The 26,969-nt window shown below is 58.8% G+C and carries 30 protein-coding genes; 18 read left to right on the forward strand and 12 right to left on the reverse strand.

The genetic code is table 11. The features are described from left to right. Position 1: 1 nt before the first annotated feature. Positions 2–658, reverse strand: a complete 657-nt coding sequence (gene hisH, locus NW842_RS00320) for an imidazole glycerol phosphate synthase subunit HisH (RefSeq protein ID WP_414373302.1) — start codon at positions 656–658, stop codon at positions 2–4. Positions 659–726: 68 nt separating this feature from the next. Here hisH and hemW point away from each other — a divergent pair, with 68 nt between their 5' ends. After that, positions 727–1,944, forward strand: a complete 1,218-nt coding sequence (gene hemW, locus NW842_RS00325) for a radical SAM family heme chaperone HemW (RefSeq protein ID WP_414373300.1) — start codon at positions 727–729, stop codon at positions 1,942–1,944. A gap of 187 nt (positions 1,945–2,131) precedes the next feature. On the opposite strand, the gene NW842_RS00330 is transcribed toward hemW, so the two are convergent. Next, positions 2,132–2,623, reverse strand: coding sequence for a YajQ family cyclic di-GMP-binding protein (locus tag NW842_RS00330; protein ID WP_011432526.1), 492 nt, complete (start codon positions 2,621–2,623; stop codon positions 2,132–2,134). 117 nt (positions 2,624–2,740) lie between these two features. Here NW842_RS00330 and NW842_RS00335 point away from each other — a divergent pair, with 117 nt between their 5' ends. Beyond that, the gene (locus tag NW842_RS00335) at positions 2,741–3,577 is read left to right on the forward strand and encodes an SDR family oxidoreductase (RefSeq protein ID WP_414373299.1); all 837 of its coding nucleotides are present in this window, start codon (positions 2,741–2,743) and stop codon (positions 3,575–3,577) included. A gap of 128 nt (positions 3,578–3,705) precedes the next feature. Then, positions 3,706–4,071 (forward strand): FHA domain-containing protein, encoded by a 366-nt coding sequence (locus tag NW842_RS00340; protein WP_011432528.1) that lies wholly within the window; start codon positions 3,706–3,708, stop codon positions 4,069–4,071. On the opposite strand, the gene NW842_RS00345 is transcribed toward NW842_RS00340, so the two are convergent. Next, positions 4,058–5,326 (reverse strand): lipopolysaccharide biosynthesis protein, encoded by a 1,269-nt coding sequence (locus NW842_RS00345; protein ID WP_414373297.1) that lies wholly within the window; start codon positions 5,324–5,326, stop codon positions 4,058–4,060. The two genes, NW842_RS00340 and NW842_RS00345, sit on opposite strands and share 14 nt — an antisense overlap. Positions 5,327–5,451: 125 nt before the next feature. Here NW842_RS00345 and mrdA point away from each other — a divergent pair, with 125 nt between their 5' ends. From mrdA to NW842_RS00370, 5 genes are all read left to right on the forward strand, one after another. After that, entirely contained in the window at positions 5,452–7,353 is a 1,902-nt protein-coding gene (mrdA, locus tag NW842_RS00350; RefSeq protein ID WP_414373296.1) for a penicillin-binding protein 2, read from the forward strand. 315 nt (positions 7,354–7,668) lie between these two features. Further along, the gene (locus NW842_RS00355; RefSeq protein WP_414332065.1) at positions 7,669–7,974 is read left to right on the forward strand and encodes an HU family DNA-binding protein; all 306 of its coding nucleotides are present in this window, start codon (positions 7,669–7,671) and stop codon (positions 7,972–7,974) included. A 35-nt stretch (positions 7,975–8,009) separates the two neighbouring features. Further along, positions 8,010–9,143 (forward strand): threonine-phosphate decarboxylase CobD, encoded by a 1,134-nt coding sequence (cobD, locus tag NW842_RS00360; RefSeq protein WP_414417244.1) that lies wholly within the window; start codon positions 8,010–8,012, stop codon positions 9,141–9,143. Between the two features lie 25 nt (positions 9,144–9,168). Beyond that, the gene (locus NW842_RS00365) at positions 9,169–9,828 is read left to right on the forward strand and encodes a hypothetical protein (RefSeq protein WP_414417245.1); all 660 of its coding nucleotides are present in this window, start codon (positions 9,169–9,171) and stop codon (positions 9,826–9,828) included. Positions 9,829–10,109: 281 nt separating this feature from the next. Further along, positions 10,110–10,985, forward strand: a complete 876-nt coding sequence (locus tag NW842_RS00370) for a hypothetical protein (RefSeq protein WP_414356476.1) — start codon at positions 10,110–10,112, stop codon at positions 10,983–10,985. 9 nt (positions 10,986–10,994) lie between these two features. On the opposite strand, the gene NW842_RS00375 is transcribed toward NW842_RS00370, so the two are convergent. Together NW842_RS00375 and purN are read right to left on the reverse strand one after the other, a co-directional pair. After that, positions 10,995–11,798, reverse strand: a complete 804-nt coding sequence (locus tag NW842_RS00375) for a PIN domain-containing protein (RefSeq protein WP_414417246.1) — start codon at positions 11,796–11,798, stop codon at positions 10,995–10,997. A gap of 26 nt (positions 11,799–11,824) precedes the next feature. Further along, positions 11,825–12,487 (reverse strand): phosphoribosylglycinamide formyltransferase, encoded by a 663-nt coding sequence (gene purN, locus NW842_RS00380; protein ID WP_414408273.1) that lies wholly within the window; start codon positions 12,485–12,487, stop codon positions 11,825–11,827. 80 nt (positions 12,488–12,567) lie between these two features. Here purN and NW842_RS00385 point away from each other — a divergent pair, with 80 nt between their 5' ends. From NW842_RS00385 to NW842_RS00405, 5 genes are all read left to right on the forward strand, one after another. After that, positions 12,568–12,831 (forward strand): hypothetical protein, encoded by a 264-nt coding sequence (locus NW842_RS00385; protein WP_414391119.1) that lies wholly within the window; start codon positions 12,568–12,570, stop codon positions 12,829–12,831. Positions 12,832–12,868: 37 nt separating this feature from the next. Further along, on the forward strand, positions 12,869–13,366 hold the full coding sequence (locus tag NW842_RS00390; RefSeq protein ID WP_414415927.1) for a hypothetical protein: 498 nt from the start codon (positions 12,869–12,871) through the stop codon (positions 13,364–13,366). 17 nt (positions 13,367–13,383) lie between these two features. Beyond that, entirely contained in the window at positions 13,384–13,962 is a 579-nt protein-coding gene (aat, locus tag NW842_RS00395; protein ID WP_414417247.1) for a leucyl/phenylalanyl-tRNA--protein transferase, read from the forward strand. A gap of 320 nt (positions 13,963–14,282) precedes the next feature. Next, positions 14,283–14,783, forward strand: coding sequence for a low molecular weight protein-tyrosine-phosphatase (locus NW842_RS00400; protein WP_414408275.1), 501 nt, complete (start codon positions 14,283–14,285; stop codon positions 14,781–14,783). A 244-nt stretch (positions 14,784–15,027) separates the two neighbouring features. Further along, entirely contained in the window at positions 15,028–15,354 is a 327-nt protein-coding gene (locus tag NW842_RS00405) for a DUF5684 domain-containing protein (RefSeq protein ID WP_011432901.1), read from the forward strand. A 44-nt stretch (positions 15,355–15,398) separates the two neighbouring features. Here the strand turns inward: NW842_RS00405 and nuoK are convergent, their stop codons facing one another. From nuoK to NW842_RS00430, 5 genes are all read right to left on the reverse strand, one after another. Beyond that, entirely contained in the window at positions 15,399–15,704 is a 306-nt protein-coding gene (nuoK, locus tag NW842_RS00410) for an NADH-quinone oxidoreductase subunit NuoK (RefSeq protein WP_414328814.1), read from the reverse strand. A 94-nt stretch (positions 15,705–15,798) separates the two neighbouring features. Further along, positions 15,799–16,407: an NADH-quinone oxidoreductase subunit J gene (locus NW842_RS00415; RefSeq protein ID WP_414417248.1), complete on the reverse strand. Its 609-nt coding sequence runs from the start codon at positions 16,405–16,407 to the stop codon at positions 15,799–15,801. Between the two features lie 119 nt (positions 16,408–16,526). Next, positions 16,527–17,876 (reverse strand): TPM domain-containing protein, encoded by a 1,350-nt coding sequence (locus NW842_RS00420; protein WP_414328807.1) that lies wholly within the window; start codon positions 17,874–17,876, stop codon positions 16,527–16,529. Positions 17,877–18,021: 145 nt separating this feature from the next. Continuing rightward, on the reverse strand, positions 18,022–18,753 hold the full coding sequence (locus NW842_RS00425) for a lipoyl protein ligase domain-containing protein (RefSeq protein WP_414417249.1): 732 nt from the start codon (positions 18,751–18,753) through the stop codon (positions 18,022–18,024). Between the two features lie 17 nt (positions 18,754–18,770). Beyond that, complete coding sequence (locus NW842_RS00430) at positions 18,771–19,235, reverse strand: YbjN domain-containing protein (RefSeq protein ID WP_414328810.1); 465 nt, start codon at positions 19,233–19,235, stop codon at positions 18,771–18,773. A gap of 214 nt (positions 19,236–19,449) precedes the next feature. Between NW842_RS00430 and NW842_RS00435 the strand changes: the two genes are divergently transcribed. Then, on the forward strand, positions 19,450–20,205 hold the full coding sequence (locus NW842_RS00435) for a 5'-methylthioadenosine/adenosylhomocysteine nucleosidase (RefSeq protein WP_414357952.1): 756 nt from the start codon (positions 19,450–19,452) through the stop codon (positions 20,203–20,205). Between the two features lie 63 nt (positions 20,206–20,268). Here NW842_RS00435 and NW842_RS00440 read toward each other — a convergent pair whose 3' ends face one another. Continuing rightward, positions 20,269–21,222: a PspA/IM30 family protein gene (locus tag NW842_RS00440; RefSeq protein WP_414417250.1), complete on the reverse strand. Its 954-nt coding sequence runs from the start codon at positions 21,220–21,222 to the stop codon at positions 20,269–20,271. 329 nt (positions 21,223–21,551) lie between these two features. Beyond that, a complete protein-coding gene (locus tag NW842_RS00445) occupies positions 21,552–22,370 on the reverse strand; it encodes a hypothetical protein (RefSeq protein ID WP_414417251.1) in 819 nt (272 codons plus the stop codon). An 85-nt stretch (positions 22,371–22,455) separates the two neighbouring features. On the opposite strand from NW842_RS00445, the gene NW842_RS00450 reads away from it, so the two are divergent. The 4 genes from NW842_RS00450 (at position 22,456) to lpxD (ending at position 26,932) form a co-directional block, all read left to right on the forward strand. Continuing rightward, a complete protein-coding gene (locus NW842_RS00450) occupies positions 22,456–23,718 on the forward strand; it encodes a class I SAM-dependent methyltransferase (RefSeq protein WP_414417252.1) in 1,263 nt (420 codons plus the stop codon). A gap of 49 nt (positions 23,719–23,767) precedes the next feature. Next, on the forward strand, positions 23,768–25,300 hold the full coding sequence (locus tag NW842_RS00455; protein WP_414417253.1) for a hypothetical protein: 1,533 nt from the start codon (positions 23,768–23,770) through the stop codon (positions 25,298–25,300). A 66-nt stretch (positions 25,301–25,366) separates the two neighbouring features. Next, entirely contained in the window at positions 25,367–25,885 is a 519-nt protein-coding gene (locus tag NW842_RS00460) for a DUF4330 domain-containing protein (RefSeq protein ID WP_414342569.1), read from the forward strand. A gap of 15 nt (positions 25,886–25,900) precedes the next feature. Then, positions 25,901–26,932: a UDP-3-O-(3-hydroxymyristoyl)glucosamine N-acyltransferase gene (gene lpxD / locus NW842_RS00465; protein WP_414417262.1), complete on the forward strand. Its 1,032-nt coding sequence runs from the start codon at positions 25,901–25,903 to the stop codon at positions 26,930–26,932. Positions 26,933–26,969: the final 37 nt, after the last annotated feature.

The following is a 26,969-nucleotide window of genomic DNA, read 5'->3' on the forward strand; positions in this document are numbered from 1 at the left end:
ACTAAGCTCTGGGAGCAGATAAAAGGGAGCAACGGGCAGCAAACTCGACAAAGTTTTGCAACATCTGCAAGCCAACAGGGCCCGACTTTTCGGGGTGAAATTGGGTAGCAAACAAGGTGCCGCGGGCAATAGCGGCTACACAGGTTTGGCTGCCGTGTTGGGTGGTAGCAGCCACCCAGCTTGGGTCATTGGGCACTGCGTGGTAGGAGTGGACAAAGTAAACCCAGCTTTGATCCGGGATCCCTGCCCAAAGAGGCGATTGGGGTTGGGTAAGGTGCAACTGATTCCAGCCCATGTGAGGGATGCGCAGGCCCGCCTCTGGCCGAAAGCGCTGCACCCGTCCGGGCACGATGCCCAGCCCCGGTTCCACCCCCTCTTCGCTGCTCTCAAACAAAACCTGCAAACCAATGCAAATGCCCAAGAAGGGCTGCTGCCGCTGCACCGCCTCCCGGATGGGATCCACAAAGCCTCGCTCTCGCAACTGCTGCATGGCCGGATCAAAAGCCCCATCTCCCGGCAGGATGATCCCGTCGAAACGCTCCAGCCCGACCGGCTCTGTTACCAGATGCACCTCTGCCCCGGCACGCTCCAAGCCTTTGCAAGCCGAATGCAAGTTTCCGGCATCATAGTCGATTACCGCCAGGCGCACAGCTCCCATGGGATCCCTTCTCGTGAGGAGTTTCGGAGTCTATCAGTATAGTGGTTCTATCCCGTTTGAGCTGACCCATGGCTGTGGCAACGGCTTTGCACAATCCCACTCCGACCGGTACTGCTCCGCAACCCTGTCGCGACCAGGTTGATTGGCCTGAGGCGGCTTACCTGCACATCCCTTTTTGTCGGCAACGCTGCCACTACTGTGATTTTGCCACGGGCTTGGGCACCCGAGAGTTGATAGAAACTTACGTGCAAATGCTCTGCCGAGAGATCGGCAGCTCCTACCGCTACCGCCATCTGGCCGGGGATCCCAGACCGTTGACCAGCCTTTTTTTCGGGGGTGGCACACCCTCTCTGCTGACGGTGGAGCAAGTGGGGCGGATTTTGAACGAGCTGAAAGAGAGGATCCCGTTTCATCCTGACTGTGAGATTTCCCTAGAGGCCAATCCCGGCACCCTGACCCGAGATCAGTTGGCGGGCTATCGGGCATTGGGGGTTAACCGCATCAGCTTGGGGGTACAAGCGTTTCAACCGGAGCTGCTGGCCGCTTGTGGCCGCCTGCATGGGGTAGAAGAAGTTTACGAGGCTGTATCTGATCTCAAAGCGGTGGGCCTTGATAATTTCAATCTGGATTTGATCTTTGGGCTGCCTTACCAAACCTTGGAGCATTGGCACAACTCTTTGCAAGCTCTCATTGAAATTAGCCCTCCCCACGTCTCCATCTATGATCTGACGATTGAGCCGGGAACCCGATTTGGCCGGATGTACCGACCGGGAGATGCGCCTTTGCCCACCGAGGAAACCACGGTTGAAATGTACGTGATGGCGCGCAAGCTGCTCACCCAGACCGGCTACATTCACTATGAGATTTCCAATTTTGCCCAGGCTGGGTATGCCTGCCGCCACAACCGGGTTTATTGGGAAAATCGCCCTTACTTCGGCTTTGGTATGGGATCCGTTGGCTACGAGGGTGGACGGCGCATTCAGCAACCCAAAACCCTTTACCACTACTTTGAGCAGGTGAAAGCTGGAGTCTACCCCCTCCCTCCTGAAGCATCTCCAGAGGAAGTTTGGATGGATACTTTGATGTTGGGGCTGCGTTTACAGGAAGGTCTGGATTTGGGCCATTTGCAAGAGCGTTTTGGCCGGGCAAAGGTCGAGCAAGCTTTGGAGAAGCTGGATCCCTATTTCGAGAAGGGCTGGGCCAGTTGCGAGGCGGGTCGGCTGCGGCTGATTCCGCCCGATGGCTGGCTATTTTCCAATGAGATTCTCAGAGACTTGCTGGCTTGATTCCGACGGTTACTTTCACAAGATTTCTCACCAGAGCCCCCTATCCCAATTGGCCGAAAACTCAAGCTTTGAGGAGCGTAGGCCATCACCATTTCCAGCAGCCATTAAACCCAACATTTCACAGATCCTGAGATCTCTAATCTTGCAAGAGGGGTTGAGGGGAAAGATACGGAAGCCCAGAGGATCCCTATCGATAGTTGACAAATTGCAGCGCCACCGGGTAGTCCTGCTGCCTAAGCATTTGAATGACCGCCTGTAGCTCGTCTTTATCCTTGCCGGAAACGCGCACCAGATCCCCTTGAATGGCAGGCTGCACTTTCTTAAAGTTGTCGCGGATTTGCTTGGCGATCTGTTTGGCCAGTGTGGCATCAATGCCCTTTTTCAGGTGAACCACCTGGCGCACTCGGTTGCCGCCGGCGCTCTCTGGGGGTTGGAAGTCGAAGATCTTCAGGGATAGACCCCGCTTGGCCGCTTTGGTAAGAAGCAGATCCCGAATGGAGTTGAGGGCCATGTCGTTGGCGGTGGTGATGGTCAGGGATCCCTCCTCCAGCTCAATTTCCGTCTGAGTATCCTTGAGGTCGTAGCGCTGTTTGATCTCCCGTCGGGCTTGATCTACAGCGTTCACCAGTTCCTGCCGATCGAAATCGCTGACGATGTCAAATGAGTAGGTAGAGGCCATAAACCTTATCTTCGCTATTGTTCAGTATCTTAAGCCCTCAGCCAAGCAGGGATCCCTAACTCTCGGAGAAGCTACAACAGGTAGAGGGATCCCAGTCCAGATTTACGGAGAAGCAGGATGGCCGATGTTGTTTTAATTACAGGCGCTTCTGAAGGCATCGGCAGAGCTACTGCCTTTACCTTTGCCCGTGGGGGTTACCGATTGGCGCTGGCTGCCCGCACTGCCGAAACCCTGAAGCAAACTGCCATCGACCTAGAGCAAAGCCTCAACGCCGAGGTCTTGGCCGTTCCCACCGATGTCACGCAGCCAGAACAGGTGCAAAACCTGGTGGAGAGAACTCTGGAACGCTATGGCCGCATCGATTGCCTGATCAACAACGCCGGCATCTGCATGAGTGGCCCTTTTTTGCAAACTACCCTGGAACACTGGCAGGCTTTGATGGCGGTCAACTTTTGGGGCTACCTCCACACCATTCGAGCCGTGCTCCCCGACATGTTGAAGCGCAAAAAAGGCCAGATCATCAACGTGGGATCCATTGGCGGCAAAATGCCCCTGCCCCAGATGAGCGCCTATTGTGCCAGCAAGTACGCGGTCAGTGGGCTGACAGAAGCGCTGCGTCTGGAACTGCAACCCCAAGGGATCCAGGTAATTGGCGTCCATCCGGGCATCGTCAGCAGCAATTTCCTCAAGCGAGCCATTTTTCTGGATGAGGTGGGGCCAGAGTCCTCTCCCGATGGCCACTCCCAAACCTCAGGTGGCAAAGCCCGCGAGCAAATGCAACAGGCGCTGGAGAGTTTTTGGGTCAGCCAGCCGGAAGAAGTTGCCGAAGCCATTTGGGATGCCGCTCGCCAGTCCAAGTCAGAGGTGGTGGTGGGCATGGCCCAATGGGCGGTAGGAGCTTACACCCTCTTCCCCGGATGGGTCGGCTCATTGCTCCAGAATGTTCCTCGCTAGCCCATTGGATCGGTCGAGAGTTCTGGGGCGCTGGATGAGCGATTCTGCAGACCCAGCGATAGCAGGAAGAAGGCTAAACTTCGGTATAGTTTGAGGTACGGTTAAACACTGGTATTGACAGCGGAAGTATGGTTGAATCTGTGCCTTCTCCTTCCGGTACCCACCAGCACATCTTGATCGTGGAAGACCGAGATGGCCGCCGTACCCAGGTGCTGGGATCCGCCAAATACTTCATCGGTCGGGACTTGGCGAACGACATCTGTCTCAACTCTCAGTATGCCTCCCGCTACCACGCCATGCTGCTGCGGATTCCCGCCGAGCGAGAGGGAGAATATTGCTACCGCATTTTGGATGGGGATCTGGAAGGTCGCCCCAGCACCAATGGCTTGTTGATCAACGGCCAGAAATTGACCACCCACCAGCTCAAGTCGGGGGATGTGATCACCTTTGGCCCCGATGCCAAAGCCACCTACAAAATTGTTAAGGCTCCCTAGGCCCAGATCTCTGCAGAGCGTGCAATCGCCCCCCAATCAACAGCAGCAAAGCCAGCACCAAGGCCATCTCCGACAGCAAGGTCGCTAGGGCCGCCCCCTGCCAACCCCACCTTGGGATCCAAACCGCATTCAAAAGCCCATTCAGCCCCAGAGCCATCAGTTGCAGACGGCTGCGGGGCTTTTGCAACCCTGCCCCGGTGAGCAGGTGAGATAGCAAAAGGTGGATCCCTTCCAGCAAAATGACCGGGCTGAGCCAGCGCAGGATGAGGGCCGTTTCCCGGTAAGCCGATCCCAGCACCCAGGGGATCCCGTAGGATCCCAGGGCCAGCCCCAGAGCAGCCAAACTGCCGTAGCCCACCACCCAAGGGGAAAGGTGACAGGCGTAGCGCCAGCCTTGCGGAAGGCCCTTCTGCCCTTGGCGGCACAGCTCGGCAAAATGGCTGGTGAGCAGGGCGATCATCGGCGTTTGCGAGAAGTTGATCACCCGATAGGCAGCGCTGTAAAGACCCCCCGCCGCTGCTGAGGCCAAGCGGGGCAAGAGCAGCTTATCCAAATCGGTGAAGGTTTTCACCGCGGCCAGCCCCACCGCAAAGTCCCAGCCCGCTATCAGCCGTTCCCGCAGATCTCTCCAGATCAGGGCCAAGGGGGGAGAAGGCTCGCTCCACCGCCCCATCCCCCTCGCGATCAGCAGCAGCACGACCAACACCATCAGGCCGTACAGAACAGCCCATTGCACCAGGGATCCCCAGCCTAAGGCCACCGCCAGCAATACTGCCCCCAATCGCCCCAGCGCCATGCCCGTGTCGATGAGGGCTACGCCGGCAACCTGCTCTCTCCCGATCAGGATCCCCCTGTACACCTCTGGCACCGCGATGAACAGCAGATCGCTCAAAAGCAATACCCCCACCACCGCTGCCGGCGTCCCGGCCAGCCAAACGCTCAAGAGGGGCCACAACACCAGCGCCATCCCCCCACAGCCCAATCCCGCCAGCCATAAGCTGGGGCCAATCCCCTGGGTGCAAGTCGGGGATCCCTGCCGGCTGAGGCGCTGGATCAGCAGTTCCGATTGGCCCAAATAGCCAAACGGGGCGGCCAGGTTGCTGCAGGCCAAGATGGCGGAGAAAACCCCGAAGGCTTCCGGCCCCAACAGACGGGCCAACAGGATGAAATAGGCCCCGGACAACCCCAGGCGCAGGCCATTGCCCACCATCAGCCAGGCAGCCTGGCGTAGCCGTTGTTGTTCTGCTCTATCCACGCTGCCACTCCTGGACGAGGCTTGCCAGAGCCAGGGATACTGGATGGATGCTGAGAGGGCCCGCCCAAGAGCGGGCATCTCCTCTCGATTTTGGGTGTATGGGTTGCAATTCTTCTGGCAAGTTCATGGCCAAACTCTACCCCGTCAGCAACGCCGCGCGAAGCCCCCACACCTTGGCAGGACGGGATCCGCAAGCCCTGTTCTCCCCCCATTCCAGGCCGCCTGCCCCCCGCCGGGTGCTTCCCCCACCCCCGCCGGACGGCGGTAGTCCTCGTTGGCTGGGATCCCTGCCGACCAAAACGGTGGGGCAAGGCTATCGGGCCGTTGTCTTGCTCTTGCTGGCCAGCCTGCTGCTGTTCGGAGGGCTAGGATCCCGTCTGGCCTACCTGCAGTTGGCGCGCACCCAGTATTACCGCCAGTTGGCCGATACCAACCGCATTCGCCTGCTGCCCCAGCCGCCAGAACGCGGGCGCATTGTGGATCGCAACGGTGTATTGCTGGCGGGCAGCCGATTGTCCCACTCGGTCTTCCTCTGGCCTCTGGTGCAGTCGCGGCAGCGCTGGCAGGAGATGATCCCCAAGTTGGCAGACTACTTGAACATCGCCCCTGAGGAGATCGCCCAAAAGCTAGAACAGGCTGGATATCGTTCCCCTTTTCCCGTGCGCATCCTGCGCAACGCCAGCCCCCAGGTGGTCATTCAACTGGAGGAGATGAGCCGCGAGCTGCCGGGAGTGATGGTGGAGGCGGAGACGGTGCGGTTTTATCCCCATGGCGACTTGGCTGCTCACCTGCTGGGCTACACCGGCGAGATCTCGCAGGAACAACTGCGGGCGGATCCCAGCTATCGCCTGGGGGATATCGTTGGCCTGATGGGAGTGGAGGAGTTGTTCGAGAACCATCTGCGCGGCCAATGGGGCGGGCGACAGGTGGAGGTGGACGCCATGGGAGAGGTGCTGCGGGTGCTGGGGGAACAAGCGCCCCAACCGGGCAACACCCTGCAGCTCACTTTGGATGTGCGGCTGCAGCAGGCGGCAGAGCGAGCCCTCGGCCAGCAAAAAGGAGCGGTGATCGCCATGGATCCCAGCGATGGCTCGATCCTGGCCATGGCCAGCTATCCCACCTTTGATCCCAACCTCTTTTCCAGCCGCATCACCCAAGCCCAGTGGGAGAGCCTGCAGCAGCAGGATTTTCCCTTCCTCAACCGCGGCCTGCGGCCCTATCCCCCCGCCAGCACCTACAAAATCATCACCACTGCTGCCGGGATTGAGTCGGGAGCCTTTCCCCCGAATACGGTGCTGCAGACCGGCCCCTACATCCAGGTGGGAGGGTGGCGCTTTTGGGACTGGAACCGGGCCGGCTTCGGGCGGCTGAACTACCGGCAGGCGATGGCCTACAGCAGCGACACCTTTTTCTACCAAATCGCCCTCGGTACCAAGGCTGCCCCTTTGCAAGAATGGTCGCGCCGCTTTGGGTTGGGACAACTGACCGGGATTGGCCTCAAAGGGGAAGCCGCGGGTCTGGTGCCGGATGCTGAGTGGAAGCAGCGCCACTGGCGCGAGCCCTGGTATGTGGGCGACACGGTCAACATGTCCATCGGCCAGGGATTTATTACCGCTACGCCGCTGCAAATGGCGGTGGTAACGGCGGCAGTGGCCAATGGGGGCTGGCGGGTGCGCCCCTTGCTCTCGCACCAGGTGATCCCGGAAAGCCCTGTGCCGCTGCGCCAAAAGGTAGGTCTTTCCCCTGCCACCCTGGAGATCCTGCAGCAGGGGCTGCGAGATGTCGTGGTTTACGGCACTGGCGGCAACGCCAACCTGGGGCCAGGATTTCCCCCAACGGCTGGTAAAACCGGCACCGCAGAGGATCCGCCGCGGCGATCCCACGCTTGGTATGTTGGCTATGCTCCCTACGACCGGCCCGAATTGGTGGTCGTGGTCTTTCTGGAAAACAGCGGCGGTGGGGGTGGATCACGGGCCGCTCCCATCTTTCGAGAAGTGATGCGGGCCTACTTCCGACCCGAGTCGTGAGCCCTAGCTTTCTGTCGGATCCGAGCCAACTGGGTATATGCAGTCTCTTGTCTCCCAGAAAATTGCGTTAAGATCCCCTAAAACCCCTTGCCCAGCAGGCTTCTGCCCTAACTTAGCTGTAGAATATGTCAGTGATTTGGAGCTCAACTGCCACAATCCTGCCATTCGCGCCAGTGGCGCCTTGGCGCATTGCAGGGCAAGCCCCGCTCCCACACACTGAGAACACTCTGGGCCGTGGCCGCTCTGCAACGCCTGAGCGAATCCGCGATCCAGGGAACGCTCTAACTTTATTGCCTAACTCAAAAGGAGATCAGGATGAACAAGGCAGAACTTGTTGATGCCGTCGCTCATCGCGCCAATGTAACCAAAAAAGAAGCGGAGGCTGTCATTTCCGCCGCACTGGAGATCATTGTCGAAGAGGTCGCATCCCGCGATGAAAACGGTGAACCCAAGGGGAAGGTGACCCTGGTGGGCTTCGGCTCCTTTGAGGCTCGCAAGCGCAAAGAGCGGGAAGGTCGCAACCCGAAAACCAACCAAAAAATGGTGATCCCAGAGAGCATCGTCCCCACTTTTACGGCGGGCAAGTCATTCCGCGAAGCAGTAGCAGGGGGGAAATCTTAATTTCGCCGGGTTGGGACTCGGCTGCTGGGTAGGGCGTGGAGCAGCCTCGACATGGTGGCAATTGGGCTTGGGGAGCAGCAATCGCTGGCTGCTCTCCCCAGGAGATTCTGGATTTTTCGGCCAGCTTGAATCCGCTGGGCCCACCGGAATCGGTCTTGCAAGCTCTGACTCAGGCGCTGTCTGCAGCAGACCCGGTTGTAATCAGCCGCTACCCGGATCCCGACTATCGGGACTTGCGCATCTGTTTGGCCAACCATTGGGCCGTCGATCCTGAGTGGATCTTTGTGGGCAATGGGGCAGCGGAGTTGCTCACCTGGGCAGCCCGGGATGCGCAAGGGCGGGAGGTATGGCTGCCCCAGCCTGCTTTTGGGGATTATGCGCGGGCTCTGCGGGCAGCAGGGGTAACCATCAAGCCGCTGCCTTTTTTCCCCGGCCAGGGATCCGCCGGTTTTACCCTTCTGCAGGAACCCCTTCCGGTGGCAGGCAAGGGAAACCGGGTGCTCTGGCTGAACAACCCTCATAACCCGACGGGCCAGCTCATCCCGCAGCAAGACATCCTGCCTCTCCTGCCCCAGTTCGACCGGGTGGTGGTGGACGAGGCTTTTATGGACTTTTTGCCGGGGGAGCCCACCCTGAGCTTAAACTCCAGCCCGTCGGCAATGCCCCGCAGCCAAACCTTGATCCCCCACCTGGCGGCTCATCCCAACACCATCGTCATCCGTTCCCTCACCAAGTTCTTCACACTGCCCGGCTTGCGCATTGGCTTTGCGGTGGGGCACCCGGATCACTGGCAGCGCTGGCGACAGTGGCGGGATCCCTGGAGCGTCAACGGATTGGCGGGAGTGGCAGTGGCGGCAGCTTTGGCCGATGAGGACTTCCGCCGGCGCACCTTGGCCTGGCTACCCGTGGCCCGAGAGCATTTGTTCAGGGGTTTGCAAGCACTGCCCGGCTGGGATCCCTGGCCTGGTCAAGCCAATTTTATGTTGGTGCGCTGCCCTGGCTCTGCCACGCAAATTCAGCGGGCGCTGCTGCAGCGGCACCGGATTCTGGTGCGGGATTGCCTGAGTTTTCCCGAGCTGGGAGATCGCTACCTGCGCATTGGCCTGCGCACCCTGCCGGAGCAGGAGCAGTTGTTATCCGCCTGCCGGGAGATCCTGGAGAATAGCTAGGGATTTTTCTGCGGGAGAAATTCTCATGCCCGAAGCTACCGCCTTTTGGCCGGAATGCAACGCCCCTATCGTGCGGGGGGTGGCCCATTACAGCGATCTGGAGTTGCTGCGGGCCTTTCAACGGCAGCCGGAGGTGGCCCGCTACTTCATCAGCCTGTTTTGCCGCTACTGCCAGTGGGTGGACGGGATCCTTGCCGAACATCTGCCGCCCGAGCAGTGGGCTGCCTATCGAGAGCAGGTTTGGTTGCGGCTTTACCTGCGCCTACAGCGCCTAGATGTCCACAGCCTTGTGGAAGAAGCGGCTGGCGAAGGGGATCCTGTGCTGCGACCCTGGCTGGCGGAGCAAACCCGTGAGCTGATCCAATCCTTGGATGGGATCCCCACCCGCCCTCAAGCTTCTTGCAGTCTCGACTCCACCAGAGGCGGGGCGAAGTCCTCTCTTTCACCGGCACTGGCCTGTTATTTGACTGCTGGTTTGGATACCTTGCCGGGGGATCTGCGCTTCATTCTGCTGCTGCGGGATCGCTTTGGCTGGCCACCGGTTCGCATTGCCGACCAACTCAAGGCTGACGGATACTACCTTGCTCCAGAAGACGTGGATGCCATCGTTGCCTCTGCCCGCCAGATCTTGCTTCAGAACCTGCCGGCAGATGTGCGTGCCCTCTATCTGGAGGCAAAGCCCTAGAAGACTGCCATAGCCTTATGGCATGGTGATTTATGGCAGGGAATAGAGCGCTGGCAATCCTTGTTCCTAAGGTGGTTTCTCCTGTTAAGCTGTTCCCGGCTGTAACAGTAGACTGGCATTGTTTGCTGTCAGACTTTCATTAAGTTGAGTGTGGGCTGTCTATGAGTCCTTCTCCGCTTCCCCCAGACGCAACCCAACCCTTATCTCCGGCACAGCAGTCCCATTCACATCCAGTTCCTCAACCCGCTCTTCAGGAAGCGCTGAGCCACCTGCATTTGGATGTGCTGAAAGAACTGGAGCGATTTCGCCTCTGGCAGCGTTTGCAGCGCATGGACTCTGTCCCGCCGCCGCGAGCAGGTCAGCTTAGGAATACCGGCTCTGTGCAGCGCTCCTCGCCTGTGCTCCTTCAAGAGGTGGTGGAAGACCTGGAAGAGGAAGAGATGCCACGGGGATCCTTTTCGCCCCTCTGGGTCTTGCTGCTGTGGGTGCTCTCCTGCGCGGGGATCGGCTTTGGGGTGCGCTGGCTGATTTGGCCGGAAGAACTGTCCCTGCCCCAAAGCGCTGCCCACAGGGCGGAAGAAGGGATCCCTGCCCAGGTGGATCTGGCCCAGTTGCCCTTGATCCCAGTGGAACCGGTGGAAGGGCAGGTGGGAGAGGAGTTCTATTTCGGTGGCTTGGATCCCGGTCGGTTGTCCCTGGGCTTGGCGGCCACCCCAGACTGGAAGGACTTGCAGGTGGATCCCCTTCAAGACGTTCCCAACCTGCTGGATAGCCTGCAAACTGACTTGGCCTTGGCTTCCGAGGAATCTGCTCCCCCCAGGTCACAAACGGTGGAGCAGTTGGCGGCCAGCCTGGAGCGCCCATCCCAACCTTCACCGCCTACCTCTGTGGGATCCCTGAACGTGGTGCCCCTAAGCGAAAACAACATAGACTCCCTGGGGCCGAACCGCGGCGAGGGAACCTTCTTAGTGCTCACCACCTACTCAGGGGCAGAGAGCTTGGCACGCGCTCGACAAGTCTCCCATGGGGCCTTTGTGAAAGATGTGGATGGCCAGAAGTTTGTGCAGTTGGCAGCATTTGAACAACTGGAATATGCCCGCTACCATGCGGAAACCCTGAAAAGCAAGGGCTTTAACGTCACGATTGCTGAGCAGTAGCTTTGAGGACTACAGATCCCGAATCCAAGGGATCCGAGAGAGAGGTAGCCGCCGCCAGATCCCTTCGCTTCCTTCCGGATCGAGCAAACGCCAGGCCAGTAACCCGGCTGCCGAGAAGAAAACCAGAGCCAGCAACACCGCAAGGGTATTCTGTAGGCTTTTCAAAAGAGTCCGGAGAGGGGTTCTGCTCGACCCCACCTGAGCAGCTCCAGACCGCTGCCGCGCCTGGGCGGGGGGGTTCCCGGAAGCTGGAGAGGAACTCAAGGGACGGGCAGGTGGAGCGAGGGTAGAGGATGCCAACTTGGCGGCAGGAATGGCCGGCCCCGGCAACCGGTTTAAAGCCATAACCACGGCCTGAGGGCGCTGCTGCTGACGCATCCACCGGTTCAGCTCCGCCAAGGAGATGGCACAGAGGTTGTTGAGACCCAGATCCTGAATTCGCCCCACCAAAGGCCGGTCGTTGCTGACCAAAACCACCAGCGTTCCCGGCTGCTGCTGGGCCAGGGCATAGGCGCATTCGGCAATCGCTTCTTCCAAGCGTACCCTCATGGACTGATCGCCGGCACCGGCGCCACCCACCAAGGCACGGGCTTCTGAGACGGCAAACCCCAGGCTGGGCCAGTGGCGCAAAAACTCGCGGGCTGTCGATTCTTCCTGGGGATCAATGGCCTGCCGGGTCAGGCGTTCCAACTCGGCCATCACTGCCTGTGGCAGCACACACACCCCAAACCGTGCCCACTCCTGCCATAGAGCCAGACGACCGGCCAGGATCACGGGGCTGTCGAAGACGAGGAGAGGCGGGATCTCGGCCATAGAACATGCCAGCGCTGGACTTAACCTCAATTGTGTAGCTTCCCCGAAGACTTGGGTAGCAGGGATCCCTCTGCCAGGCAGAGGCGGATGGCCAGTGGGTAGAGGCGGTGCTCCTGGGCCTGAATGCGCCGGTAAAGGGATTCCACAGTATCTTCGGGCAGAACCGGCACGGCTGCTTGGGCCACGATGGGGCCACTGTCCATTTCCAGGGTGACCCGATGAACGGTGCAGCCGGCGATTTTCACACCGCACTTCAGGGCTTGTTCAACGGCACGCAGGCCCTTGAAACTGGGCAGCAGGCTGGGATGCAGGTTCAAGACGCGATCCGGGTAGGCAGACAACAACACCTGGGTAACCAGGCGCATCCACCCGGCCATGATCACCCACTCCACGTGATGCTGCCAGAGCACCTGGACAATGGCGGCGTCCAGATCTTCGCGACGGGGGTAGTCTCGGTGGTCGAGCAAAACGCAAGGGATCCCTCGCTTTTGGGCCCGCTGCCGCACATAAGCTTTGGGATTGTTGGTGATGACCACAGCAATCTGGGCCTGCAGTTCCCCAGCCTCAATGGCTTGGGCAATAGCCTCGAAATTGCTGCCATTGCCGGAAGCCAAAATGCCAAGGATCCCCGGTTGAGAGGGCGCTGGGATCCCGTCGGGATCCGGCCAGAGTAAGCTGGGCGAGTTCATGAGCGTTTGGTGGGAAAGTCTGCAGCCCCGCTATTATGAACTATCCCACCGCAAGGGCGATCCCCAGGAGCAAGAGCAAGATGACCCCTGAGCAGGAAAGCTTGTCGATTCAAACCGCAGCCAGCCTGTCCCAAGGTTTGGAAGCTTTGAACCGAGTTGTTCAGAATCACGAGGTGTTGATTGCCGAAATTCGAGAAGGTCAAGCAATGCTGGGCCAGTATTTTCGAGAAGCCCTAGACCGCTTTGACGAGCGCACCCGCGCCATTGAGCGTAGACCCAGCCGATCCCAACAATTGAGGCCGGATCTTATGGACTCCGTCCCGCTGTCGCCGGCAACCACCTGATCTAGAGTGGGAAAGCATGGGCAGTGGGTGTGAGAGCATGGCTCCTTTGCAAGGACGACGCCGGCGGTTTTGGATTTGCAGCATGGTAGTCATCCTGTCCGGGTTTATGGGATCCCTGCTGGCGGGATCAGCGCAGAACCTGGGAGCACAAGCGCAGCAGAGCCTGACTCAAGCCCAACTGGAGCAAGCTCAATATGTGCGCAGTTGTGGCAGTTGCCATGTGGCGTTGCCCGCCCAAGTGTTGCCCACTGAAACCTGGCGACGGCTGCTGCAGGATCCCAACCACTATGGCCAGCAGATCCAGCCCCTGAGCGGTGTGGCTTTACAACTGGCCTGGGGCTATTTGCGGCCCAACTCCCGGCCCCTGCGACAGGGGGAACAGGTGCCCTATCGCTTGGCAGATTCTCGCTATTTCCGTGCCCTGCATCTGCAAGTGGAGTTTCCCACTCCTGTGCGGGTGAGCGCCTGTGTGGATTGTCACCCCAGGGCCAATGGGGGGGATTTTGCCAGCCTCTCTGCAGAATGGCAATCTTGAGGAGCGCAACTGAGGCAATGCAGGTGGATCTAGCCACCATTCTGTCAGGCTATGCCCAAGGCTACTTTCTGATGGCCGACGAAGAGACGGGATCCCTGGCCTGGTACGGCACCGACCGGCACGCGGTGATCCCCCTCGATGAGCGATTTCACTGCCCCCGTTCGTTGCGGCCCTTGGTGCGCAGCAATCGCTTTCAGGTGCGGCTGAACTGTGCTTTTGAGCAGGTGGTAGAGGGCTGTGCCGCTCGTCCCCAAACCTGGATTAGCCCCGAGCTGAAGCAGATTTACGCAGCTCTGCACCGGTCTGGCTTTGCCCACAGCTTTGAAACCTGGCAGGGAGAGACCTTGGCAGGCGGGATCCTGGGTATTGCCCTTGGAGCGGCGTTTATCGGCGAGTCGATGTTCTACCGCATCCCCAACGGCTCGAAGGTGGCCTTGGTGAAGTTGGTGGAGCACTTACGGGAGCGGGGCTTTCGCCTATTCGACGCTCAGTTGATGAACCCGCATCTGGCCCGTTTCGGCGCCTTTCTCATGGATGGACAAGAGTACCTGAAGCTATTGCAGCAGTGCCTGGGGATCCCTTGTCGGTTCGATTAGACCTGTGATGCTCAAAGCGACAGGCTTCCCAATAGCTGCTGTTAGATCATTGCAGCGGCTCTTGGTGGGAAACTTGGTGGAAAATGAGGGAGGACTCCACTCTGCTGCTGTGAGCGAATACATCCCGTGGTGGGCCAGCACATGGGATCCGCTCTGTTCCCGTCAGTGGCAGATGAGACTGGCTCGCAAACACCGTTCGTTGCCGTCTGTGCTCTTCTGCGCTCAGAACGAAGAACTATTATGCTCAGACCAAAGAACCATTAGATTAGATGGGCATTGTTATAAGGTGAGAGGAGTTCTCTACTGCTGTTGAGATTGTCATGAGCCAAAAGCTTCTGTTCGTCTGTCTGGGCAACATCTGTCGTTCTCCCACCGCTGAAGGCATCACCAATCACCTTTTGCGCAGCAGCGGCCTTTCGGAAGCGATTCTCTGCGACTCAGCAGGTACGGCAGCCTATCACATCGGCAGCCCCCCAGATCGGCGCATGCGACAAGCAGCCCAACGCTATGGCCTGGAGCTGCAGGGCAAAGCCCGCCAGATCCAACCCGCCGACCTGCGCGAGTTCGACCTGATCCTGGCCATGGATCGACAAAATTACCGCGACATTCTCAGCTTGGATCCCCAGGGAAAATATGCCGAGAAAGTGCGCCTGATGTGCAGCTATTGCCGCTCTCATTCTGACGAAGAAGTTCCGGATCCCTACTACGGGGGTGAGGCCGGATTCCATTATGTAATCGAGCTGCTCTGGGATGCCTGTAGCGGCTTGCTGGAATCCCTGGTTCCCGGGATCCAATGCCCGCCGTTGCCCCCCCGTGCTTGAGAGATTATTCGTCAGATCTGTATTCTTGATGAAACTTGACAGATAAGTCTGGACAACGGGATCCCTTTTGGCTAACTTTGTGGGCGGGATCAGAGTAGCTCCTGAACAGCTTTGGAAAGTTGGTTTTCTTGCGGTTTGGCCTTATAGCTGTATAGATTCGAGGGTTGTCTCTGACACCAAAGAGACGCTGGAGACAAGTGAGTTGACATTCGCAAATATCAAAAAAATATGTGGGAGGGTCACGATGGATGAGCTTTTACCAGGGCTGATTGCCGTTGCCCTTTACGCCTTCTTTAGCTACACCTTAATGGTGATTGGAGAGAAGCTAAACGTGCCGAATGCTTGGTTAGCTTGGATCCCGATTGCTAACATCTGGGTGATGTGTCGAGCTGCTGGTAAACCCGGCTGGTGGGTGATCCTCTTCTTCATTCCCCTAGTCAACTTGATCTTCGGTATCTGGGTGATCTTTGCCATTCCACCCCGCCTGAATAAATCCCGCTGGCTGGGTCTGCTGGTTTTCCTGCCTGTTTTGGGAGCTTTGCTCTACTCAGGCATTCTGGCCTTCACTTGAATTAGCCAGCCTTGCCTTGATACAAACTAAACAATCGAAAAAGTCTACCACTTGAGCAAGTTAAAGCTCTCCATATCGATAGTGGCGCGGTTGCGGTAGATCCCCAGCACGATGGCCAAGCCCACTGCGGCCTCGGCAGCCGCCACAGTGATGACAAACACCGAGAACACCTGGCCGCGAATCATCGCTGAATCGACAAAGTTGGAGAAAGCCATGAAGTTCAGGTTCACCGCATTGAGCATCAGCTCAATCGACATCAGGACGCGAATCGCATTGCGGCTCACAATCAATCCGTAAATACCAATGCAGAAAAGAATCGCTGCCACCACCAAGAAAAACTGCAGTTGCAACATCGCGATGAGCTCCATGTAGATACACAATGTAGATACACAATGACGGGGGCCTCGGGAAAGCTCTAGGTTTTATGGCCGAGAGCAGTCAGCTTCAACGGGTGCTCACCAGCTCTGCCGGTCGTTCTGACTCTGATTCCAGCTGGGGTCGGGCCCGCTCCAGCAAGCTCAGATCCCCTTCTCCGGCTTGGGGAATGACAAACTCTCGACGCGCCAGCACAATAGCACCGATCAGAGCCATCAACAGCAGGACAGAGGCCAGCTCGAAAGGCAACAGATACTCCCTGAAGAAATGCCCACCCATCACCAAAACACTGCTCAAAGGTTGGATCGGCTGCAGCGGCCAAGGGGTGTTCAAAGCCATCGCGGCTAGAAGGGCAAACAGACCCAAACAGACCACCGCCGTCACTCCGTTGCGCAGCCAGCCCAGCTTCAGGGGGGCAAAGGTGTAGCGCCGATTCACCAACATGATGGCAAACAGGATCAACACATTAACCGCGCCGACGTAGATCAGAACTTGGGCTGCGGCCACAAAATCGGCATTCAAGAGGAGATACAACCCGGCCATGCTCAGGAAAACGCCCCCGAGCAGAAAACCGGAATAGACAATGCTGGGGGCCCAAACCACGCCTAGCGCGAAGCCAATGGCCATCGCCGATAGCACCACAAATGTAACCAGTTGTACGCCTTCTCCGAGGGTCATGAGAGATCCGTCCTTAGCCAGTTTCTATTGCTGCTCCCTTACCACTGTACTGTCCTGGCGGATTTAAGAGAAGCCCGACTCCTTTTTCAGATCGATAGAGAAATCTCTAGAGTTGGGTCTCACCAACTGCCGCCCGCCCCGCCACCTCCGCTGCTACCGCCACCGAAGTCTGAATCTCCACCTGAATCTCCACCGAAGTCTGAATCTGTGTCTGTGTCGCTGAGCTCGGGAATGACCACCTCTCGCTCGCTGCGGTACCCGCAGATAGGACAGCTCAGGATTTCCAGCTTCAAGCCGCTAGAGGAATAGGTGGCTTCCCTGAGAACCTGTGTGGTGAGGTCGAGGGTGAGGGCTTGGCACCGAGGGCAGTAAAGGTGTCGGGAGAGCGTGCCTTCGCGCACAACTACAGCTATTCCTTGACAGGTAGGACAAAACCAGCCGTAGTAGCGAGCTCTGCCGCGGCTCCTGGCCAGGCGATGCTCTTGGGGAAGGTACTTATCCAGAAGCTGGGGCTGGATGAGTCGCATGGGTCGACCACAGGCTTGACAAACCACCGGCTGAAAAGGGATCCCACGCTTCCGGCCCAAGGTGCCGTCAGTGGCCATAGCAGCCACAACCGGCAGAGCGAACCCCAGCCAGTTGCCGCTGGACAATCCTAGGAACACGCCAAGGCAGAGGGATCCCGAATAGAGGAAGAGACGAATGGGGTCGCTCTGAACCGAAGAGAGCACAGCACCTGTTCTTGGATCTCTGCGTGTCAGGGAGAGGACTTGTCTTCCCCCTCGCTCAGCCCTTAGAGAGACGGGCATGCGAGAGCGCTGCCACCCCAGTCCCAAAATGATGATCCCCAGCAGCAGCAGGATCCCTTCCACCAGGGAAGAATCAATGCCCTGGGCCACTGCCCCAGAAGAAGTTGCAATCGTTGAGGTGGTAACTCCAGAAGCTGCCGCAGGAACATTTGCAACGGGCTGGCCCTGCAACACCGAGGTCAACTGCCGCACCCCCGCCAGAGTGCCGCCATCAAAATCCCCATTGCGAAACCGAGGCAGGATCTGCTGGTCGATAATCTGCTGGACTCGGCTGTCGGGGAGGATAGCGACCAGGCCCCTGCCCGTTTCGATTTCCACCCGCCGATCCCCTACCGAGATGAGAAACAAAACCCCGTTGTTTTGGCCTGCCTTGCCGATCCCCCAGTAGTTAAATAGCTGCGTGGTGAAGTCTTTTGGTGTTGCATATCCCTGAGTATTCGGCACGGTAACCACTGCCATCTCGGCACTGGTGCGCTGCTCAAGCTGAGTGATAAGACGGTTGAGCTCGTTTTCGGTGCTGCTGCTGAGGATGTTGGCGGTATCGGAAACCCACCCTCCATACTGACGGCGGGGGTTGGGCACTTGTTCAAGGGTAATGGCCCAAGCGGGCTGCGGCAGCAGGGATACAACTAGCAAAACTGCCGCCCAAACTTTCGGCATGGCTTACCTGGCTGAGCGCTGCCTAGGTTCTAGCACAGCTGTCTCGGCTAGACTGGCAGTCCTTTTCCCAGGGAGAGAGGGGAGTTGGGGAACGGTTGAGACAAGCCGCTTCTTGTTGCTAGTAATTGTTAACAGCAACCGGCCCTCAGTCCGGCCAAGGGAGCCAGGCTTCTTCTTGCCATTCCACTTCAAAGCACTCCCGGGCGGCCTGGAGAAAATGTTCGATCAAAGCAGGGATCCCTGGCGCCGTGGGGCAAATGTCGTAGATACCAATCACCTGCGAGCCGGGCAGATACCGTTCCCACAGCTCTAGATTGGGTTGCAATAGGAGGGATCCCTGTTGCAGGATCCCCCAAGGTTGCCACAGTTGGGCGTTGCCCATCAGCTTTTTGCCCTGCCAGCTCAAGTCAGCACGGGTACGGGAGGCAAAGCAACTGGTCTTGTTGCGGTAGCCGGGATCCCGGTGGCTTCGGCCGTGAGCAAAAGCGGGCTCATCTATGGCAATGCCCAGCTCCGCCAACCCCTGCACCCAAAAGCGGCAACAGAAGTCGTACACCCAGGCCCGCTGCAAACTGGGCAACCTGGCTTGCAAGTAAGAAAGGGGCAACACCAAGCTGTAGGTCAGCTCTGCTGCATCCTCAGCCGCCTGATGGAGCACCGCCCTTCCCCCCGTGGGTCGGCGCACAATCGGGATCCCTGGCAGGGGATCTGGCCAAACCTGGTGCCGTCCCAGCGAGAGGGTGAGCCGATCCCAGCCATAAAAGCGCAGGCAGGGGTGAGGGTCATGGCGCAGCCGCTGCAGAAGCCAGGCATCCTGCTCCATTTGCCGGGCCCCAGAGGCCACGCGGTAGGGGAGCCAGTATCCCTGGGATCCCATCCTGGCAAAGCCAGACCTTAAACTTTGGGGAACTCCGCCTGGAGGGGCTCATCATATTCATCGGCCAAGCTGGCCACAATGGTGATGGCCCGGGAAATTTCGCCCGCTGTGATTCCTTCCAAGGTGCGGTAGTGGTTCAGCACCACCTGGTTGTTCCAGATGCAAAAGCGCGCCTCTAGGGTGTCGCTCCAATTCTTCTCCAGGAGCTTCTGCATCAGCTTGGCCGGTTCTGCCACCGGCAGAGAGAGAACGGGAGACCATACCAAAAGGGTGTCTTCTGGGGATTCGCCGCTCAAATGGACGAACACTTCTGCCGTGCCGTAGGTGAACTTCCAGGTGTGTCCCTGCTCATGGTTTTCGTAGGCCGCATCCTCTTTGAGGCTGGAAACCACCGCCGAGACAACCTCAACGCAGCGAAGGGGCTCTGGAAAAACCTCTGGCGAAGGGTTAAAGGTGCTCATGAGCGGCTCACTGTAAACCATGATCTTTCCCCTATTCCCTATCCAACCACCTTAACTATACCGCCTAAGACTCCGACCTATCCGGCCATCGCCTTGGGATCCTCAACTCAGGCGAGAATGAAACCGTTGGCAATGGTTCACTTAGTGGCCGGACAGGTGAGGGCAAGCGATCCCCCCCCGCCAACTGGAGAGAGAGCCTGTTCAAAAGTCTTTCGAAGAACCTGAGGGAAGCTCTATGGAATCTCCATCTCATCTCCCCCAGAAAGCGATTGGTATTCTTGGAGCCCTGCCCGAGGAAGTGGCCATGCTCACCGCAGCAATGGAAACCTGCTCCATCCATACCCATCTGGGGCGACAGTTCCACCAGGGATCCCTGGCGGGGCAACCGGTGGTGGTGGTACAAGGTGGGGTGGGCAAGGTGCGGGCGGCAACCACGGCGGCTCTGTTGGTGGCCCATTTCCCTTTGCAGGGGATCATTTTTACCGGTGTGGCCGGGGCCTTGGCCGATCACCTGCACATGGGAGATGTGGTGCTGGCCCATGCGGCGATCGAGCACGACTTTGGCACCGGGCGTCCAGAGGGCTTTGTTTTGGGGATCGACTTTATCCCAGAGCTGCGCCACCCCTTGGCAGAAGCCGATAGCGCCCTCTACGACCTGATTGTGGCCCATCCCGAGCGGATCCCTCTCCACCCCCTACAAGGCCGGGATCCCGTCATTCATCAAGGCTTGGTGGCCACCGGCGATGTGTTTGTGGCCGACGCAGACCTACGCCGACAAATCCGAGAACGCACCGGCGCTTTGGTTGTGGAGATGGAGGGGGCAGCCGTGGTGCGAGTAGCGCAAGAAGCCGGGATCCCTTGTTTGCTGGTGCGCTCGGTTAGCGATGCAGGGGACGATACGGATTTCTTGAGCTTTTTTCAAACAGCGGCGCTCAACTCGGCCGCAGTCGTCCGCACCATCCTGCAAAGTCTGCCCCCGTCCTTGCCTTAGCCCGACTGTGGGGATCCGGGGATCCCCTTTCCCAAGGAAGAGTTGGGCTGGATCGCGTTGGCGTCAGTTGTTCATCTCCCGCTCCAGTTTGGCCATCGAGATCTGGCTTTCTAGGCGGGAAATGCCTTCGCGAAGGGTTGCCACCTGTGCTTCAACTTCATCCAAAGATTTGCGAACCGCTTCTGCTGCGCTCATGTGCTGGTTGCGCCGGACCAAAGCCTCGCGGGCAAGGTCATCCTGGTTCTGTTGGCTGGCTTTCTCAGCTCTGACAAACCAATCTTCGGCCTTTTGCAAAATTTCGTCGTACCGCCGTTCCAGTTGCTTGCGACTGGCCAGGGTTGTGGTCAGGCTGCGCTGCAATTGTTTCAGATCCCGCTCCATCTGCCGGATGCTCACCCTTTGTCGGCTGGGCTTTCTCCACAGCACTTTGCTCAGACCCACCACCACCACTGCGGTAGCAATCCCCACACCCGCAGCTGCCGCCGGATTTTCACGAATCAAAGAACCATCCAAAACATTGACCCCTGCAAAGGCCGAGGTTTGTGTGGCCGTCTCCCGAAACTCCCAAGGCATCACCGGATTGCGCTGCTGCCAGAAGCCCAACCGTGCCGCTTGGGCCCCCTCTTGAGCTTCTAAGTAGCGCTGCCGATTGGCCCCGTGCAAAAAGCGCTCATAAACCACCGCCTGACCCTGGCGCAACATCTCCAAATTCACCAAACCATCGGCGTTGTACACCTGGGCAATGTGAAGCCCTTCCGGTGTGACATAGAGGGTATCCACCTGCACCAGGGATCCCGTCGGGAGCAAGTTTTGCAGAGCCTCTTGGGATAGCCGCCCCCAGCGCCCTTGGGTCAGCTCCGGCGCATCCACATAGGCCAGACGGAAACGGGTTGGCCTGCCGTTCAAGTCCGCCCAGAAGGTATCCCCATCCACCACCGACCGCACCCGGGCCGTCCCGGAAGATTGTGCTGCCGCCGGAAGAACAAGCCAACTGCCCGAAAGGACAGCCACAGTCATCAGAAGGGAAGTTCTTGAGGTCATGGGGGTCACTCCTATTGTGCAGAACAAGAACAAAAGTTAAGAAATAATAAGATAGAGAAGTTTGGGGGAACAAACCGGAATCCCAGAGCGTCCTTGGGGATTGCCGTGAGGCTGGCTGCTGCTCTTCCCTGGCAAAGGCAACAGAGCCAGCTGCTCCCTACGTCGGAAAAGCGAACCTCTCCCACGAAAAGCTGCGGCTCTCGAAGAGTCGGCTCGTGGGGTCGGCTTAATTTGGGTTAGAGTTTAGCTCACCTTTTGGGGCAACGTCACAGCCCTAAGGCGCAATCTTTGTCCCCCGGATCAAATCACAGGCGCAAGCGATAGGGTTCTTCGTCGGGGAAGTCGGGCAGAGGAGGGGGCAGGATCTCGATCTCCCCCGTAGGCAGCGTTTGCAGCACGGTACCCAATTGGGCCAGTTGTTCCAAGACAAACAGGCGGGTATCCCGGTCGGTGGTGGAGTTAAACACGCTCAGCCAAACATCGAATTGGGAACGGCGGCTGAGAGGACTGCGGGCGATGTTATCCCCCAACTGGCGAAATTCATCTCCAGGCAGGCCCACCTGCTCTCGCCAGGCAGCGGCTTGGTAGTAGTCATTGCGGCCCGCTTCCGCGTCCCCCAGAAACATAAAGTTAAGTAGAGCACGATCCACGTAGAGTCGCCAGGCATCAGGGTTGTTTTGGGGGTTGAACTGCTGCAAGCCGCGATCCAAAACCTCGACGGCTTTTTCCGGCTGGCCGGCCCGATAGGCCAACACCAAACTAGAGAGCCGGTAGCCCAAGAGGAAATGGGGATCCAGCCGCAGCATGTGATCGAAGTAGTCGTAGGCCAGGCCATAGCCAGTCAGGGTGCGAGCCGGTGCATCCCCGTAGTACTGGATCAGCTCCAGCCACAGCCAGGAAGCCCCCAAGTTGCGGTAGCCCAGCCACCCCAGCGTATTGGCCAGGGCAATGTTGCGGTTTTTGCGGGCCTCGGCATTTTCCAATTCTCCCAGATTGATCCGCTCCAGCATCGGCAACTGCAGCCGCACCACCAGGATCCCACACAGAAACGCCCCCCCAACGGCGGCCAAGGTGCCTATGAGGGAGAAGCGAGAGCGGCGACGGGGCAGGGAAGCAGCAGTCATGGCAAGTTTTTTGCGGATCCCTGAGGCTGTCGCGACCAGGGCTACACTCAATCATAAATTGAACCGTTGAGCCTTTCCCCTGCCTATGGCCAGCTCTGCCCTCTCCGCTTCGGAACGAGCCTTGAGCCTTTACGAGGCTCTGCCCTACCCTAATGTGCCCCTCTCGCAGACGGCTCGCAATGCCCTGCCGGAGATGTTTAAGATGAGCTACACCACGGCTCAGTACCTGCGCACCCATACCATCGTCCCGCCAGAGGGCAAGGTGTTGTTGAATGCCGGCTGTGGCTCCGGTTGGGAAACGTTGATGATGGCTGAGGCCAATCCAGGGGCCCAGATCGTTGCCTGTGATCTGTCTCCGGCTTCGGTCAAGCTTACCGAGGAACGCCTGCGCCACCACGGCTTCGCAGATGCCGAATTTTATGTCCTCAATCTGCTGGAGCTGGATCGCCTGGGGATCCAATTCGATTTCATCAGCCTCAATGATGTTTTGTATTTGCTGGAGGATCCCACCGAGGGCCTGCGGGCGATGAAAAATGTCCTCAAGCCCGATGGCATCATCCGGGCCAATCTCCACAGCCGCTACCAACGGCAGGTGTTTTTCCGCCTGCAAGAGGGGTTGCAAAAGGTGGGGCAATTTGACGTTCCGCCAGCAGTAGGAGCCAAGAATGTGCGGGAGTTTATGGGATCCCTGCGAGAAGAAGTGGCCCAGGCGGTGCTCTGGAACCCGGCCAACTATGCCGAAGATGCGGCCATTATGAATAATTACCTACTCTCCAACGACAAGGGGTTCACGATCCCCGACCTGTTTCGCATGTTGCAGCAGGCGGGGTTGAGCTTTTTGAGCTTGGTGGATAGGCCCGACTGGTCGGTGGAGTCTTTGTTTAAAGAGGTGCCTGAGTTTGTGCGGCAGCGGTTGGCAACCCTCAGCATCATGGAGCGGCTGCATCTGTATGAACTCCTTCGCCCTGTCCATCGCCTCATCGACTTCTGGGCGGAGCATGCCGGCTCTTCGCCGGTGCTGCCTTGGAGTGACGAAGATTGGCTGTCGGGATCCGTACAATTCAATCCCCTGTTGATGGACAACCCCCGCTTTCGCCAGGAGTACAGCAAAGCCCTGCAAGAGAAGCGGCCCTACGAAATGCAGTGGACAGGAGCCACCCACGGGCGGATCAGCATCCCTGCCGAGAACGTGAGCTGGTTGGCGCCATTGCTCCAAGGGCCAACGCCGGTTCGAGAGCTGATTCAACAGGCCGTCCAGTTGGGATCCCCAGATGAAGAACGAACAACCGCTGAGGTGCTGACCTTCCTAACCAACCTAGAAGACTTTCTTTTTTTGATGCTGCAATAGGCAGCTCCCCAAGTTCTGGCTGCCCATACCTGTCTGTTGTTTGTAACCTATGAGTCAGATGTCTGCCCGGTCGGGATCTTACTGGCGCGCAACCCTGACGCGGTGGTTCCCACAGCCTCTGGATCGCTGGGTTGCCCGGATTACCCTCTGCAACCTGGCCATCGGGGTGATCCTGGTGGTGTTGGGCAACCACACAGCTCCTTACGTGCGGGATTTCAACTGGCAACAGCAACGGGTGGGGGCGCAAGAAGTGCAGATGGTGCTTACCTTTAACCGCCCGATGGATCCCGTCAGCGTTGAAGAGCATTTGGAGATCCAGCCCACTCTGCCGGGTCGAATGCGCAAACTGGGTCGCCGCTTTTTTTGGACGCTGACAGAACCGGCCCCCTACGGCCAGACCTACCGGGTGCGCCTGCAGGCAGCGGTAGATGAACGGGGCCAGCCCATGGCCCGGCCTTTCGAGGGAGAATTCCGCACGCCGGATCGGCAGTTGCTGGGGATCAGCACCGAACCTGCCCAGCGAGGGCGACTGTTTCTGTTCAATTTGGAGACGGGATCCACTACCCTGCTGACTCCGGCTGGGGTCAAGGTAACCCAAATGCAGCCCAGTGCTGATGGCCGCTTCGTGTACTATTTCGCCACGGCTACCAACCTACAGCACCAGGATCTGTACCAGCTGGATCTGGAGGATCTGTCTTCGCGGTTGCTGCTGGATCATCAGGGTTACCAAAACCTGCGCTTCCAAGTCTCGCCGACGGGGGAACTGGTGGTGGCAGAGCGGATCCCGCTGCAACGGGATCCCATGGCTGCCGTCCAGACGGAGCTGTGGATCCAGAAAACGAGCCGGGATCCCTTTGAACGTCTAGAGCTGGATACGGCGGTGGGGGGAGATTTTTTCATTAGCCCCGATGAGAGCAGCCTGCTCATCTCGCAGGGACAGGGGGTGGGGATCGTACCCTTGCATCCACGGGCGGCAGCGGAGAGCTTTCTGGCCCAGTTCGGCCAAACCTTAGCCATCCGCCCCGATGGGGCTTTCGGGGCTTTGCTGCGCTTCAATCCCGACTACACCCGCAGCCTCTCCATCGTCAGCAATACCGGCAACAGCGAGGAGATTTTGAGAACCCAGGGATCCATCCTGAAAGGGGCTTTTTCCCCTCGGGCGCCCATCTTCTACGCCTTGGTCAGTGAGGTCTCTCACGTTAGCGGTGCGGAGCATTATTCTGTCGGCGAGGTCGCGATGGACTCCCCCAGCTACACCGAGTCGCCCCGCCTGCTGGCGATAACGCTCGGCACTGAAGCAGGCAACGCCATAGAGGTGGTTCGAGCCACCTATCCCGTCGATCTGGACTTCAGCATTTCCCCGGATGGACGCATGCTGGCCTACACGCTCTTGGAACCGTTCCCAGGGATCCCGGATCCCTCGGCTCCCCTTAGCCGTAGCGGGCAAGCCATCATGGCCTCGCAAGTGTGGTTGGTGGATTTGCAGGACGGGCTGCCCATTCCTGATGGACAAAGTGGTTCGCACCGCTGGCGGGAACGCCGCCTACCGCTGGGCAGCAGCGCCCTAGCCTGGATCCCTTAGGGCGAGAAAGCCACTTGGAGAACAAACCTGCCTAGAATCAAAACAGGGTGTGCGAGGAGAGGTGATATGCGGCTCATTGACGAGCAGGGGCGGCTTTTGGGAAAGGTCAGCCTCTTGGATCTGGGAGCTCTGGCAATTGTGGTGGTGGCCATTGTCGCCGTCTTGTTCTTTCCGGGTCGGCAGGCGGGCAGTGTCGTCCAGGTGGGAGGTGGCCCCACGCTGCCGGTGGAAGTGGATATGATCGTGCGCGGGGTCAGCAGCCGCTCTATGGAACCTTTTCAGGCGGGGCAGAAGGCTGACCTGATCATCCGCAACCAGCCCTACGGCCAGGTGGAGGTGGTGCGAGTGGAAAATGTCAGCCGCACGGTGCCAGTGGTTTTCCCCGATGGGCGGGTGCAGAACTTGCCCGATCCCGAAGCCTATCGCCTCGATCTGGTGTTTACCTTGCGAGGGCGCGGCCAGCGGACGGAGAATGGCATCGTCCTGGGCAACAATCGCGTCAAAATCGGTGTTCCCCTAGAGCTAGAGACCTTTGGCTACAACTTGCGCGGCACCGTGATGGACGTGCGGCTGCCGCAATCGTAGAGGATGTCAACCCCAATGCAGCTACAGGAAATTGCCCAAAAATTGGGGTGTGCCTACGAGGGGGATCCCACCCTGGAAATTCACAGCGTGGCCAGCCTGGCGGAGGCTCGCCCAGGGGAGCTGAGCTTTCTCAGCGAGGCCCGCTACCTACCTCTCTTGGAGCAAACCCAGGCCAGCGCCGTCATCGTGGAGGAAGGGCTGGCTTTGCCCTGTTCCATTGCTTGCTTGCGGGGCAGGGATCCCCGTCTGCTCTTTGCCCAGGCCATTGAGCTGTTCTACCAACCCTACCGCCTGCCCGTTGGCATCCACCCCACCGCTGTGATCGATCCCAGCGTCGAGCTGGGGGAGGGGGTGGCCATCGGGCCGCACGCAGTGGTGATGGAGGGAGTGAAAATTGGCGACCACACCCAAATTCACCCCAATGTCACCATCTATCCCCACGTGCGGATTGGATCCCGTTGCCAGCTTTTCGCCAACTGCGTTATTCACGAGCGCACGGAGATTGGGGATGATTGCCTCATCCACAGCGGCGCTGTCATTGGCGACGACGGCTTTGGCCACATTCCTCTGGCAGATGGCTCCTGGCGGCGCATGCTGCAGGCGGGCCGAGTGGTGCTGGAAGACAACGTGGAGGTAGGCAGCAACACCACCATCGACCGGGCCGCCGTTGGCGAGACCCGTATTGGCCGCGGCACCAAGATCGACAATCTGGTGCAAATTGGCCACGGCGTGCGCACCGGATCCCACTGCCTGATCGTGGCTCAGGTGGGCATTGCCGGCAGCACCCAGTTGGGCCACCACGTCATCTTGGCCGGGCAATGTGGCTTGGCCGGGCATCTTCACATCGGCGATGGCGTGCGTGTAGCCGCCCAGACAGGTGTAACCAGCGATATCCCTGCTGGTCAAACGGTGGCCGGCTACCCCCATCAACCCATTTCCGAATGGCGCAAGAGCATGGCCGTCCAGCGGCACTTGCCTGAGCTGCAACGTACCTTGCGCAAGCTGGAAGCTCGTGTGGCCAAGCTAGAACAGAGCAGGGAATCATGAGAGACGGCAAAAGACGTGGATCCACATAAGTCTCCCG

This window comes from Synechococcus sp. R55.4 (assembly GCF_047461935.1).
GTDB lineage: Bacteria > Cyanobacteriota > Cyanobacteriia > Thermostichales > Thermostichaceae > Thermostichus.

What these genes read in the sequence shown, in the direction of transcription:
- hisH (WP_414373302.1), bottom strand. Translation starts at nt 658, where the DNA reads ATGGGAGCTGTGCGCCTGGCGGTAATCGACTATGATGCCGGAAACTTG.
- hemW (WP_414373300.1), top strand. Translation starts at nt 727, where the DNA reads ATGGCTGTGGCAACGGCTTTGCACAATCCCACTCCGACCGGTACTGCT.
- NW842_RS00330 (WP_011432526.1), bottom strand. Translation starts at nt 2,623, where the DNA reads ATGGCCTCTACCTACTCATTTGACATCGTCAGCGATTTCGATCGGCAG.
- NW842_RS00335 (WP_414373299.1), top strand. Translation starts at nt 2,741, where the DNA reads ATGGCCGATGTTGTTTTAATTACAGGCGCTTCTGAAGGCATCGGCAGA.
- NW842_RS00340 (WP_011432528.1), top strand. Translation starts at nt 3,706, where the DNA reads ATGGTTGAATCTGTGCCTTCTCCTTCCGGTACCCACCAGCACATCTTG.
- mrdA (WP_414373296.1), top strand. Translation starts at nt 5,452, where the DNA reads ATGGCCAAACTCTACCCCGTCAGCAACGCCGCGCGAAGCCCCCACACC.
- NW842_RS00355 (WP_414332065.1), top strand. Translation starts at nt 7,669, where the DNA reads ATGAACAAGGCAGAACTTGTTGATGCCGTCGCTCATCGCGCCAATGTA.
- NW842_RS00365 (WP_414417245.1), top strand. Translation starts at nt 9,169, where the DNA reads ATGCCCGAAGCTACCGCCTTTTGGCCGGAATGCAACGCCCCTATCGTG.
- NW842_RS00375 (WP_414417246.1), bottom strand. Translation starts at nt 11,798, where the DNA reads ATGGCCGAGATCCCGCCTCTCCTCGTCTTCGACAGCCCCGTGATCCTG.
- purN (WP_414408273.1), bottom strand. Translation starts at nt 12,487, where the DNA reads ATGAACTCGCCCAGCTTACTCTGGCCGGATCCCGACGGGATCCCAGCG.
- NW842_RS00385 (WP_414391119.1), top strand. Translation starts at nt 12,568, where the DNA reads ATGACCCCTGAGCAGGAAAGCTTGTCGATTCAAACCGCAGCCAGCCTG.
- NW842_RS00390 (WP_414415927.1), top strand. Translation starts at nt 12,869, where the DNA reads ATGGCTCCTTTGCAAGGACGACGCCGGCGGTTTTGGATTTGCAGCATG.
- aat (WP_414417247.1), top strand. Translation starts at nt 13,384, where the DNA reads ATGCAGGTGGATCTAGCCACCATTCTGTCAGGCTATGCCCAAGGCTAC.
- NW842_RS00400 (WP_414408275.1), top strand. Translation starts at nt 14,283, where the DNA reads ATGAGCCAAAAGCTTCTGTTCGTCTGTCTGGGCAACATCTGTCGTTCT.
- NW842_RS00405 (WP_011432901.1), top strand. Translation starts at nt 15,028, where the DNA reads ATGGATGAGCTTTTACCAGGGCTGATTGCCGTTGCCCTTTACGCCTTC.
- NW842_RS00415 (WP_414417248.1), bottom strand. Translation starts at nt 16,407, where the DNA reads ATGACCCTCGGAGAAGGCGTACAACTGGTTACATTTGTGGTGCTATCG.
- NW842_RS00420 (WP_414328807.1), bottom strand. Translation starts at nt 17,876, where the DNA reads ATGCCGAAAGTTTGGGCGGCAGTTTTGCTAGTTGTATCCCTGCTGCCG.
- NW842_RS00425 (WP_414417249.1), bottom strand. Translation starts at nt 18,753, where the DNA reads ATGGGATCCCAGGGATACTGGCTCCCCTACCGCGTGGCCTCTGGGGCC.
- NW842_RS00430 (WP_414328810.1), bottom strand. Translation starts at nt 19,235, where the DNA reads ATGGTTTACAGTGAGCCGCTCATGAGCACCTTTAACCCTTCGCCAGAG.
- NW842_RS00435 (WP_414357952.1), top strand. Translation starts at nt 19,450, where the DNA reads ATGGAATCTCCATCTCATCTCCCCCAGAAAGCGATTGGTATTCTTGGA.
- NW842_RS00440 (WP_414417250.1), bottom strand. Translation starts at nt 21,222, where the DNA reads ATGACTGTGGCTGTCCTTTCGGGCAGTTGGCTTGTTCTTCCGGCGGCA.
- NW842_RS00445 (WP_414417251.1), bottom strand. Translation starts at nt 22,370, where the DNA reads ATGACTGCTGCTTCCCTGCCCCGTCGCCGCTCTCGCTTCTCCCTCATA.
- NW842_RS00450 (WP_414417252.1), top strand. Translation starts at nt 22,456, where the DNA reads ATGGCCAGCTCTGCCCTCTCCGCTTCGGAACGAGCCTTGAGCCTTTAC.
- NW842_RS00455 (WP_414417253.1), top strand. Translation starts at nt 23,768, where the DNA reads ATGAGTCAGATGTCTGCCCGGTCGGGATCTTACTGGCGCGCAACCCTG.
- NW842_RS00460 (WP_414342569.1), top strand. Translation starts at nt 25,367, where the DNA reads ATGCGGCTCATTGACGAGCAGGGGCGGCTTTTGGGAAAGGTCAGCCTC.
- lpxD (WP_414417262.1), top strand. Translation starts at nt 25,901, where the DNA reads ATGCAGCTACAGGAAATTGCCCAAAAATTGGGGTGTGCCTACGAGGGG.